Here is a 12,969-nt window from a genome sequence, read left to right as displayed (position 1 = left end):
GCTTCAACGAGCACCTGCTGCGCCACGAAGTCAGCGTGCTCTGGCTCACCGCCGGGCTGTTCCATCAGTACGCCGAGGCCCTGGCGCCGGCCTTCGGCGCGCTGCGCTACCTGATGGTCGGCGGCGACGTGCTCGATCCGCGGCGCATCGAAAAGGTCCTGCGCCATTCGCCGCCCCAGCACCTGCTCAACGGCTACGGGCCGACGGAAAACACCACCTTCACCACCACCCACGCCATCACCCTCGAGGATGCATTGGCCGGTGACATTCCCATCGGCCGGCCCGTGGGCAACACCCAGGTCTATGTGTTGGATGGACAGCGCCGCCCAGTGCCGATCGGGGTGGCCGGCGAGCTCTATGTCGGTGGTGATGGCTTAGCCCTGGGGTACCTGAACCAACCCCGCCTGAGCGAAGAACGCTTCGTCGCCAACCCCTTCAGCCAGGCGCCCGGGGCACGCTTGTACCGCACCGGCGACCTGGTGCGCTGGCGCGCCGACGGCGTGCTGCTGTTCCTGGGGCGCAATGATTTCCAGGTGAAGATCCGTGGCTTTCGCATCGAGTTGGGGGAAATCGAAACCCAGCTCAAGGCCTTGCCGGGAATCAGCGAGGCGGTGGTGCTGGCCGATGCCCAGCAACGCCTGCTGGCCTACTTCAGCGCCACCGAGACGCACGAGCCCAACGCCCTGCGCGCCCGCCTGGCGGCCGTGCTGCCGGACTACATGCTGCCGGCGGCTTTCGTCCAGGTGGAAGGTTTCGCGCTGACCGCCAACGGCAAGCTCGACCGCCACGCCCTGCCCGAGCCCGGCGAACAGCATTTCGCCCGGCACTGCTACGAAGCGCCCCAAGGGCCAGTGGAAACCCGCCTCGCCGAGCTGTGGGCCGAGGTCCTCGGGGTACCGCGGGTCGGTCGGCAGGACAACTTCTTCGCCCTCGGCGGGCATTCGTTGCTGGCGGTGCAGATGGTCGAGCAGCTGCGTGCCGAAGGCTGGCAGCTGGACGTGGGGACCTTGTTCAGTGCGGCGAACCTGCTCAATCTCGCATTGCTGCTGGAGAACCCGCTGGGGCCGGCCAAATCACAGGCGCTGCCTGAGGCATCCGCCATCGCGCCGGACTGCAAGCGCATCACCCCGGCCATGCTGCCGTTGCTCAGCCTGCCACAGTCGCAGGTCGACCTGATCGTGACGGCGGTGGAAGGCGGCGCCGCCAACGTGCAGGACATCTACCCCCTGGCGCCCCTGCAGGAAGGCTTGCTGTTCCAGCACCTGCTGCAACCGGCCGACGACGCCTACCTGTTACGCGCGACGCTGGCCTTCGACAGCCGCCCACGGCTGGACGCCTTCATCGCCGCCTTCGATCAGGTGATCGCCCGCCATGACATCCTGCGCAGCGCCGTGCTCTGGGAAGGCCTGGACGAGCCGGTGCAAGTGGTCTGGCGCGAGGCGCCCCTGCCGGTGGTCTGGCTGGCGGCATGCGACGCCTTCGCCGAACAGCCCCTGGACATTCGCCGCGCGCCCCTGGCCCAGGCCTACGTGCGCTTCGACATGCCCAGCGGCCAATGGCAGTTGCAGTTGGTCCACCACCACCTGGCCATCGACCACGCCACCCTGGCGCTGTTGTTCGGCGAAGTCCGCACCTTGATGCAAGATCCGGGGCATCCGCTGCCTCCGACCGTGGCGTTTCGCCGGTTCGTCGCCCAGGCCCGCGAGCACCGGCGCCAGGCCAGCGCCGAGGCCTATTTCCAGCGGCTGCTCGGCGGGCTCGACGAACCGACCCTGCCCTACGCCCTGCACGACATCCAGGGTTCCGGCCGCGACAACCGCGAGGCCCAGCGCTCACTCGACCCCGCCCTGGCCCGCCGCCTGCGGCAATTGGCCAAGACCCAGGCGGTGGGTGTCGCCAGCCTGTTCCACTTGGCCTGGGCCATGGTGGTGGGCAAGGCCAGCGGCCGCGACGACGTGGTCTTCGGCACGGTGCTGTTCGGCCGCTTCAGTGCCGGCCAGCAGGTGGAACAGGCCCTGGGGCTGTTCATCAATACCCTGCCCCTGCGCATCGACCTCGACATGCCCCTGTACAGCGCCTTGCGCCAGACCCATGGACGACTGACCGAACTGCTCGCCCATGAACACGCGCCGCTGGCCCTGGCCCAACGTTGCACGGCGCTGCCCACCCAGGCAGCGTTGTTCTCAGCGCTGCTGAACTTTCGCCACAGCCAGGCACAACGCTCGGCCCGCCCAGAGTTCGACCTGCCCGGGGTGCACCTGCTGGGCAGCGAGGAGCGCAGCAACTACCCGTTCTGCCTGTCCATCGATGACCTCGGCGAAGGCTTTGCCCTAACCGGACAGGTCCATCGTTCAGTCTGCGTCGACGCTGTCCTTGCGCAAATGATTCGGGCCCTGGAGGTGGTTGCACAGACCCTGGAAACCGCACCGGCCACCCGTGCCTGTGCCTTGGACATCCTACCTCTGGAGCAACGCCAGCAATTGCTGGAAGCGTTCAACGCCACACGGCAGGCGCACCCACGGGACACCCTGCTGCACCAGCCTTTCGAGCGGCAGGCGGCACTGCATCCCGACACCGTGGCGGCGCAGTTCGAAACGGCCGCGGGAGCCCGGCTCAGCTATGCCCAGCTTAATCAGCAGGCGAACCAGTTGGCCCACGCCCTGCTGACGGCCGGGGTGCGCCCCGATGACCGGGTAGCGATCAGCCTGCAACGTGGTCCAGACCTGTTGGTCGCCCTGCTCGCCACCTTGAAGGCCGGCGCGGCCTACGTACCGCTGGACCCCAACTACCCGCTGGCGCGCCTTGCGCACATGCTCGAAGACTGCGCGCCCCGGCTGGTCCTGAGCAGCCAGGCCGTGGCCAGTGGGTTACCGGCCGCGGCGGTCGAATGTTGGCACCTGGATGCAGCGCAGTTGCGGGACCGGTTGGCGACCTTGCCCACGGAAAACCCCAGGGTTGCGGACCTGGGCCCAACGCACCTGGCCTACGTCATCTACACCTCGGGCTCCACCGGCGTGCCCAAGGGGGTGATGATCGAGCACCGCAACGCCTGCAACTTGCTGCATTGGGCGCTACGCAACTTCGACGCCGAGGAATGGCGCCGCAGCCTGTTCGCCACTTCGATCAACTTCGACCTGGCGGTCTTCGAATGCTTCGTCCCTCTCGCCGCCGGCGCGACCCTGCACCTGGTAGAGAACGCCCTGGCGTTGGTGGCCCGTCCCTGCCCGGTGTCGCTGATCAACAGCGTGCCCTCGGCGGTGGAAGAACTGGTCAGGGTCGGCGCCGTCCCGGACAGCACCCGGGTGGTCAACCTGGCGGGCGAACCGCTCAAGCCGCGGCTGGTGGAACAATTGTTCGCCCGCAGCGCGACGCAACGGGTCTGCAATCTCTATGGGCCAACGGAAACCACCACCTATTCCACCTGGCTGTCGATGGACCGTGCCGGGGGCTACCGGCCCGGCATCGGCCGGCCCCTGGACAACACCCGTGTCTACCTGCTCGACCGTCATCGCCAGCCGGTGCCGTTGGGCGTAGCCGGTGAAATCTACATCGGCGGAGCAGGCGTGGCGCGGGGTTATCTCAATCGTGCCGAACTGACCCAAGAGCGCTTTTTGTCCGACCCCTTCGTCGACGATCCCCAGGCGCGCATGTACCGCACCGGTGACCTGGGGCGCTGGCGGGCCGATGGTTCGCTGGATTACCTGGGACGCAACGATTTCCAGGTCAAGGTACGCGGGTTCCGCATCGAACTGGGGGAGATCGAAACGCAGTTGCTGGGCATGCCGGCGGTGCGCGAAGCGGTGGTGCTGGCGCAGCCCGGCCCTGCCGGTGATCCGCGGTTGGTGGCCTATCTGATAGCGCAGGTCTCCACCTCACCCGTTCCGGACTTGGCTGAAGTACGCGCCTATCTGGAAAGTCGCTTACCGGACTATATGCTGCCCAGCGCCTGCGTCGCCTTGGAGCAACTGCCACTGACGCCCAACGGCAAACTTGATCGCCAGGCCCTGCCGCTGCCCGAGGCGCAGGCCAGCAGTGCCGCCAGGCAGCCGCCGCAAGGGGACACCGAACGGCGGCTGGCGGCCATCTGGAGCCAAGTGCTGGGCGTCTCGGAAATCAGCCGTGACGACGACTTCTTCAGCCTTGGCGGGCATTCGCTGCTGGCGGTGCAATTACTCGAACAGTTGCGCCGCAATGGCTGGGACCTGGACATACGCAGCGTGTTCGAACGCTCGACACTGGCCGCCCAGGCCCTGCGCCTGGAGAACCTGGCCAGCGCTGCGGCGCCAGTGCCAAGCGTGAGCGCCATCCCGACCCCGTGCGCCCGCATCACCCCGCAGATGCTGGATCTGGTGACCCTTCCCCAGGCGCAGATCGACCTGATCGCGGCGCGAGTGCCCGGCGGCGTCGGTAATATCCAGGACATTTATCCATTGGGCCCCTTGCAGGAGGGCATGCTCTATCACCACCGCGCCCAGCGCGAGGGCGATCGTTATGTGCTGCGCAGCCTGCTGGCCTTCACCGAAGAGGCGCGCCTGCAACGTTTCTGCGCGGCGCTGGGCCAGGTCATCGACCGGCACGACGCGCTGCGCACCCTGGTGCTCTGGGAGGACCTGGAGGAACCCGTGCAGGTGGTGCTGCGGCAGGTCGCGTTCACGCCTCGGCGCCTGGCGCTGGAGGGTGACGACGTCGCGGCGCGGCTGCAGGCCAGTGCCGACCCGCGCCACTACCGTCTCGACCTGCGGCAGGCCCCGTTGATCGAGGCCCGAGCAGCCTTTGACCCGGCGCAGGAGCGCTGGCTGTTGCTGCTGTTGCATCACCATGTGGTGGTCGATCACACCTCCCTGGAATTGATGATCGAAGAGATCGCCCTGATCGAGGGCGGGCGCTCGGCGGACCTGCCGCCGCCCACCGGCACCCGAGCCTTGGTGGCCCAGGCCCGGCGACCAGAAGCGGTGGCCGCCGCCCGCGCTTTTTTCAGCGAGCAGTTGGGCGATCTGGATGAGCCCACCCTGCCCTTCGACCTTGACCTGCAAACCGATCCCCGCTGGCAGGCCCTGGAACACCAGCAGCCGCTGGCGCCGGAGCTGGCGCGCCGCCTGCGTCGCCAGGCCGAGGCCCACGGGGTGAGCGCGGCGAGTGTCTGCCACCTGGCCTGGGCCCTGGTGCTGGGGCGCCTGAGTGGGCGCGACGATGTGGTCTTTGGCACGGTACTGTTCGGCCGCCTGCAGGCTGGCGCCCACGCCGACCGGACCTTGGGCCTGTTCATCAACACCCTTCCACTGCGGGTGCGCCTGGACGGCGGCGTCCACGCCACCCTGCGGCAGGTCCAGGACACCCTCAACGGTCTGCTCTGCCACGAGCAGACCCCGCTGGCCCTGGCCCAGCGTTGCAGCGCGGTAGCGCCGGGGACGGCGTTGTTCAGCACCTTATTCAATTACCGCTACAGCCATGCCGGCCAGGCCAATGTGCACCAAGCCATGCCCGGCATGACCCTGCTGCACAGCGAGGAGCGAACCCATTACCCCTTCAACCTGGCGGTGGATGATCTGGGCGAAGGTTTCCAACTGACCGCCCAGACCCACCCAGACCATGCGCCGGAACGGCTGCTGGGCTTCATGCTGGCGGCCCTGCACGCCCTGGTGGAAGCGCTGGAACAGACTGACGATGGGCAAGTTCAGTCATTGGACGTATTGCCCGCCACCGAGCAGGCACGGTTGAATCGCCTCAACCCAGTGCTGTCCGTCTCAGCGCCCGACGGCACTCTGCACGGGCGCTTCGCCGAGCAGGCCGCTCGCCGCCCCGACGCCCTTGCGCTGATCGACGAGCACCGCCAACTGAGCTTTCGGCAGCTCGATGAACAGGCCAACCGCCTGGCCCATCACTTGCTGGACCAGGGCGTACGGCCCGGGCAACGGATCGCGGTGTGCCTGGACCGCGAAGCGCACCTGGCGATCGCCTTGCTGGCGGTGTGGAAAGCCGGCTGCGCCTATGTGCCGCTGGATCCTGATTATCCGGCTCCGCGGCTGGCCTTCATGCTGCAAGACAGCGCTCCGGCGGCGCTGCTCACCCAGGAACGAGTGCGCGAGGGGCTGCCGACATTCGACGCCGGGCCGTTGATCTGCCTGGATGCCGTTGGTGCCGCCTGGCAGCAGGCCGCAACCGACGATCCGGACATCGGAACCCAGCCCAGCGACCTCGCCTATCTGATCTACACCTCAGGCTCCACCGGCCAGCCCAAGGGCGTCATGGTCGAGCACCGCTCGGTGCTCAACCTCTGGGCCGGGTTGCACCAGCGTCTGGCAGACCTCCCGGCCGGTACGCGCTGTTCGCTCAACGCCTCGGTGGCCTTCGACGCCTCAGTCCAGCAGTTGTGTCAGTGGCTGAGCGGCCACTGCCTGGTGTTGATTCCAAAACGCGTGCGCCTGGATGCTGCGGCCCTGCTCGATTACCTGCAGAGCCGGCAGGTAACCCTATTCGACTGCACCCCGACCCAGTTGCAGGCGCTGCTCAAGCATCGCCAGACGCTGGCCCTGCCCCAGCCGTTGCCCCGCCGCCTGCTGCTCGGCGGCGAGGCCGTCCCCGCAGAACTCTGGCAGCAACTGGCCGGCGAACCCGGCGTGCGGGTGCTGAACGTCTACGGCCCGACCGAGTGCACGGTCGACACCACCAGCGCCTGGCTGGATCAGCATCCGCTGCCCAGCCTTGGCCAGCCCCTGCCCAATACTCAGGTGCACGTGCTCGATCATCACGGTCGGCGCGCGCCGCTGGGGGTGGTGGGTGAAATCCACATTGGCGGCCGAGGCGTGGCCCGTGGCTACTGGCAGCGCGAGGCGCTAACCCGGGAGCGGTTCATCGCCGACCCGTTCTCGCCCCAGCCCGGCGCGCGGCTGTACCGCACAGGCGACCTCGGTCGCTGGGAGCTGGATGGCAGCCTCAGCTACCTTGGCCGCACTGACTTCCAGGTGAAGATCCATGGGCACCGCATCGAGCTGGGGGAAATCGAAAGCCATCTGTTGGCAATGCCCGGTGTTCGGCAAGCGGTGGTGGTCGGTCGTCCTGATCGCCATGGCGTGGCCCGACTGATCGCGTACCTGCTCGGCGACGCGCCACCGACGCCGGCACAGGCGCGGACGGCCTTGGGCGAACGCTTGCCCGAGTCGATGCTGCCCAGCGCCTATGTGCGCCTGGATAGCCTGCCGCTGACTGCCAACGGCAAGCTCGACCGCAATGCCCTGCCCGAACCCGACGCCCAGGCGTACGTGCAAACCCGTTACGAAGCCCCCCAAGGCGACATCGAGATAGCCCTGGCGGCCATCTGGTGCGAGCTGCTGAACGTCGAGCGGGTCAGCCGGCACGACAACTTCTTCGCCCTCGGCGGCCACTCGCTGATTGCCATGGGACTGGTGGAGCGCATGCGCCAGCACCACCTGCGGGTCGACATCAGCCAATTGTTCACCGCACCGACCCTTGCCGGTCTGGCCGCGGCCACTACTCCATTGAAGGAACTGCTCCTGTGACTGCGGATCAATTGCTGGCTCTGCTCAAACACCGTGGCGTGACCCTGTCGTTGCGCGGCGACCAACTCTCGGTGGTGGCCGATGATGAAGTGCTGGCCGACCAGGCGCTGATCGCCCTCCTGCGCAGCCACAAGCCAGCGCTGATCGAGGCCCTGCGCCAGCCCGCGGCACAGCCCGCCGGCACAAGCGGACTGCCGGCGGGTACCACCGCCATCACCCCGGCGCTGCTCGACCTCTGCCAGCTCGACGCGGCTCAGATCGAGGGCATCGTCGCCAGCGTTGCGGGCGGTGCCGCCAATATCCAGGACATCTACCCGCTGGTGCCCCTGCAGGCCGGCATCCTCTTCCACCACCTGCTCCAGGAACGCGGCGATACCTACCTGCTGCACGTGCTACTGGCCTTCGATGACGAACCGCGCCTGCGCCGCTTCATGGACGCTCTCAACCAGGCCATCTCCCGCCACGACATCCTGCGCACCGCGCTGGCCTGGGAAGGTCTCGACGCGCCGGTCCAGGTGGTGTGGCGTCAGGCCCCGCTGACGCTGGAACTGTGCAGCCCGCCCGCGGGCGACGTGGCCACCGCGTTGCGCGCCTGGACCGATCCCAGGGAGCATCGGCTGGATCTGCGCCAGGCACCCCTGATGCGCGCGGTGGCCGCAGCGGATCCGGCAAACGGTCGCTGGCTGCTGCAACTGCTGCACCACCATGCGGTGATGGACCATACATCGCTGGAGCGGCTGGTGAGCGAGGTCGCGGCGATCCAGCAGGGTCGCCTGGCGGACTTGCAACCGCCACGCCCGTTCCGTGATTTCGTGGTGCGCGCCCGCCAGGGCCTGAGTGAAGCGCAACACGCGGCATTTTTCACCGAGCTGCTTGGCGATATCGACGAGCCCACCGCGCCCTGCGGGCTGCTCGATGTGCGCGGCGACGGCAGCCAGGTGCAGACTCTGGAAGCGCCATTGGCGTTGGATCTGAGCCGGCGCATCCGCGAGCTGTCGCGCCGCCTGGAAGTCAGCAGCGCCAGCCTGTTCCATCTGGCCTGGGCCCTGGTGCTGGGCAAGACCAGCGGCCGTGACGACGTGGTGTTCGGCACGGTGATGTTCGGTCGCCTGCTGGGCGCCGCCGAAGCAGCCACCGCCATGGGCCTGTTCATCAATACATTGCCGTTGCGGGTGCGCCTGGCGGTGCCGGTGAGGCAGGCCCTGCGCGACACCCATGGGTTACTCAGCCGGTTGATCGCCCATGAGCACGCGCCCTTGGGCCTGGCCCAACGCTGCAGCGCGCTGCCCAACGGCACGGCGCTGTTCTCGGCGCTGCTCAACTACCGGCACAGCACGGCCCAGGGGCATGCCCCGGTGCTCGATGGCATGCAGGTTCTGGGCGGTGAGGAACGCACCAACTATCCCTTCAACCTGTCGGTGGACGACCTGGGCGATGGGTTTTCGCTGAGCCTGCAAATCGATCCCCTGGTGGGCGCGGCCCCGGTGCTTGGCTGGCTGCAAACGGCCCTGGATAACCTGCTCGACGCGCTGGAAAGTACACCCCAGCGCCTGGCCTGCCATCTTTCGATACTCCCGGAGGCGGAGCGTGAGCAATTGCTGCGTACGTTCAACGCCACTGCCCGGCCGCTGCCCGAGCGGGACCTGTTGCACCTGGCCCTGGAACGCCAGGCCGAACGCCAGCCCCAGGCCATCGCCGCGCGTTTCGACGCGGCCGATGGCGCCAGTCCGTTGACCTATGGAGCGCTCAACGCCCAGGCCAATCGCCTTGCCCACCTGTTGCTGGGCACAGGCGTGCAGCCGGACAGCCGGGTAGCGATCTGCCTGGAGCGTGGCCCGCATCTGCTGGTCGCCCTGCTCGGCATCCTCAAGGCCGGCGCGGCCTATGTGCCGCTGGACCCGGCGTACCCGCGCGAGCGGCTGTCGCACATGCTCGAAGACAGCGCGCCCCAGGCGTTGCTGACGACCACCGCACTGCAAGCCAGCGTGACGGCACCGGCGGGTTGCACCGCCCTGTGCCTGGATGATCCGCAGACCCAGGCCCGTCTGGCCGAGCAACCGGCCGACAATCCGGACCCGACGCGCCTGGGCCTGACCGGCGCGCACCTGGCCTACGTGATCTATACGTCGGGCTCCACCGGCCTGCCCAAGGGCGTGATGATCGAGCACCGCAATGCTTGCAACCTGTTGCATTGGGCGCTGCGCGCCTTCGACGCCGAAAGTCTGCGCGAGAGCCTGTTCGCCACCTCGATCAACTTCGACCTGGCGGTCTTCGAATATTTCGTGCCCCTGGCCGCTGGCGCGACCCTGCACCTGGCCACCAATGCCCTGGCCCTGCTCGACCGTCCGGTGCCCGTCACCCTGATCAACAGCGTGCCGTCGGCGCTCGATGCGCTGGTGGGGGCCGCGGCGATCCCGGCCTCGACGCGGGTGGTCAACCTGGCCGGCGAACCACTCAAACAGGGCCTGGTGCAAAGGATCTTCGCCCACAGTGACGTGCAGCGCCTGTGCAACCTGTATGGACCATCGGAAACCACCACCTATTCAACCTGGGTGGCGATGGACCGCGCCGAAGGCTTCGTGCCGGGCATCGGTCGACCGCTGGACAACACCCAGGTCTACCTGCTCGATGGGCACCGGCAACTGGTGCCCCGTGGCGTGGTGGGCGAGCTGTATATCGGCGGCGCCGGTGTCGCTCGGGGTTACCTGAACCGGCCGGCGCTGACCGAGGAGCGTTTCCTCCCGGACCCCTTCGCAGCCCAGCCCGGCGCGCGGATGTACCGCACCGGCGACCTCGGTCGCTGGACCGAGGATGGACAACTGCTCTACCTGGGGCGCAACGACTTCCAGGTCAAGGTGCGCGGCTATCGTATCGAACTGGGCGAGATCGAAAGCGCCCTGGCGCGTGTCCCGGGGGTGCAGCACGCCGTGGTCGTGGCTCGTCAGGCGCCGAGCGGCGATGCGCGGCTGGTGGCGTATTGGGTGGCCCAGCCGGAAGCGGCGCCAGACGAGGCGATACTGCGCGACGCCCTGGCGGCGGTACTGCCCGAGTACATGCAACCCAGCGCCTACGTGGCCCTGCCCGCCCTGCCACTGACGCCCAACGGCAAGCTCGATCGCAGCGCGCTGCCGGCACCGGAACAGGCCGCCAGCGGACACTTCGAAGCGCCCATGGGGCCGCTGGAAAACCAACTGGCGACGATCTGGGGGCGCCTGTTGGGCCGGCCACGGATCGGCCGCGATGAGCATTTTTTCCAGGCAGGTGGCCACTCTCTGCTGGCGGTGCAACTGGTTTCCCAGCTGCGTCAGCAATTGCGCGTCGAACTGCCTTTGGCCAGTGTGTTCGATCACCCGACGCTGCAACGCCAGGCACGGGCCATCGAAGCCCTGGGCGCAGCCGGGCTCCACGGCGCCGCGCCGATCCCGGCCGGTCCACGGCCGGCGCGGCTGCCGTTGTCGTTTGCCCAACAACGCCTGTGGTTCATCGCACACCTGGATGCCCAGGCCAGCGCGGCCTACCACATGGCCGGAGGCCTGCGGCTGCGCGGTGAGCTCAATGAAGCGGCCCTGGGCGCCGCGCTGGCGCGCATCGTCGAGCGGCACGAAGCCTTGCGCAGCCGTTTTGTGTCCGACGGCGGCGAGCCGTGCCAGGTGGTGGATCCCGGGCATTCGCTGGTGATGCCGTGCCTTGACCTGCGGGATCAGTCGCCGGCGCAGTTGCAGGCCCATTACACCGCTGAAGCCCAGGCGCCTTTCGATCTGGCCGGCGGCCCGCTGTTTCGCACCCGCCTGTTGCGCCTGGCCGAGCATGAGCACGTCCTGCTGGTGACCCTGCACCACATTGTCGGCGACGCCTGGTCCCTGGGCGTGCTGACCCGGGAATTGAGCGAGCTGTACCGGGCTTTCTGCCGGGGGCAAGCCGATCCGCTGCCACCGCTGGCCATCCAGTACGCCGACTATGCCCTGTGGCAACGCTCCCCGCGCCAGGCACAACGCATCGCTGAGCAACTGAACTACTGGCGCACCCAATTGGCCGACGCGCCCCCTTCGTTGAACCTGGCCCTGGACCGGCCACGCCCGGCCCGACAAGACTTCAGCGGTGCCAGCCTGGAGCTGAGCATCGACGCTGCGCTGGTGCGATCCCTCAAGCACTTGAACGAACGCCACGGCACGACGTTGTTCATGACTGTGCTGGCCGCCTGGTCGGTGGTCCTTGGACGGTTGTCGGGGCAGGATGACCTGGTCATCGGCTCGGTGCTGGCGAATCGCACCCGTGCCGAGGTCGAGCCGCTGATCGGCTTCTTCGTCAACACTCAAGCGTTGCGGGTGCGCCTCGACCGGGTCAGCCAGGTCGGCGAGCTGCTGGCCCAGGTGCGGCGCACCGCGCTGGATGCCCAGGCCCATCAGGAGCTGGCTTTCGAGCAATTGGTGGAAGCCTTGAACCCGTCGCGTTCGTTGGCTCACAGTCCGATCTTCCAGGTCATGCTGGCCTGGCAGAATGCTCCGCAGCCGAGCCTGGCCCTGGGCGACCTGGAAGTGACCCCGTTGTCCACCGGTGAGGACAGCGCCAAGTTCGACCTGACCCTGAACCTGTATGAGCGCGACGGCGTGATCGGCGGCCGGCTGACCTACGCCACGGCGCTGTTCGACCCCGGTACCGTGGAGCGTCACTGGCAGGCGCTGTGCGCCACGTTGCAGGCGATGGTCGAGAACGACCAACTGCCGCTCCATGCGCTGTCGATCCTTGGCGCGGACGAACGTCGGCAGGTGCTCCACGGATTCAATGAAACCACCCGCGATTACCCTGCCGACGAGCCCCTGCACCGTCTGTTCGAGGCCCAGGCCCAGCGCCGGCCCGACGCTACTGCGGTGCAGGACGGCGAACACTTGCTCAGTTACCGCCAGCTCGACCAACAGGCCGAGCAGCTCGCGCACTGGTTGGCCGAGCACGGCGTCACCCCGGGCGCTCGGGTCGCCCTGAGCCTTGCGCGGGGCCCGCGTTTGGTCACGGCGATCCTGGCGATCCTGAAAAGCGGCGCGACCTACGTGCCCATCGATACTGCCACCCCGCTGCAGCGTCAACGCGCGTTGCTGGACGACTGTGCCAGCGCCTGGCTGCTCTGTGACAACCCGGACGCGCCGGTGCAAGGTATCGGCTACCAGATCTTGTGCCCTTGGGATCGCCTTGCGACCGCGGGTGAAGCCACCCCGCCGCGTCAGCCTGTCACAGTGTCGAGCGAGGCGCCGGCCTACATCATGTACACCTCCGGTTCCACTGGAACGCCCAAGGGCGTGCAAGTGCCGCACCGCGCCATCACCCGGCTGGTGCGCAACAACGGCTTCGCCGGGTTCACCGCCCAGGACCGCTTCGCCCTCGCCGCCAACCCGGCCTTCGACGCCAGTACCCTGGAGATCTGGGGCGCGCTGCTCAACGGTGGCTGCCTGGTGGTCTG

General features: G+C 68.0%; 2 protein-coding genes. Both read left to right on the top strand.

The annotated features are described in order from the left end of the window. Positions 1-14 precede the first annotated feature (14 nt). On the top strand, positions 15-7,517 hold the full coding sequence (locus BLU85_RS29900; RefSeq protein WP_371914263.1) for a non-ribosomal peptide synthetase: 7,503 nt from the start codon (positions 15-17) through the stop codon (positions 7,515-7,517). Beyond that, the coding region (locus tag BLU85_RS29895; protein ID WP_175497013.1) for a non-ribosomal peptide synthetase at positions 7,514-12,969 on the top strand (5,456 nt) is incomplete at its 3' end. The genes BLU85_RS29900 and BLU85_RS29895, both read left to right, overlap by 4 nt.

Origin of the sequence: Pseudomonas sp. NFACC14 (assembly GCF_900106885.1) — a bacterium.
Classification (GTDB): Bacteria; Pseudomonadota; Gammaproteobacteria; order Pseudomonadales; family Pseudomonadaceae; genus Aquipseudomonas; species Aquipseudomonas fluorescens_AA.
This window is presented reverse-complemented; position numbering and strand designations above follow the sequence as displayed.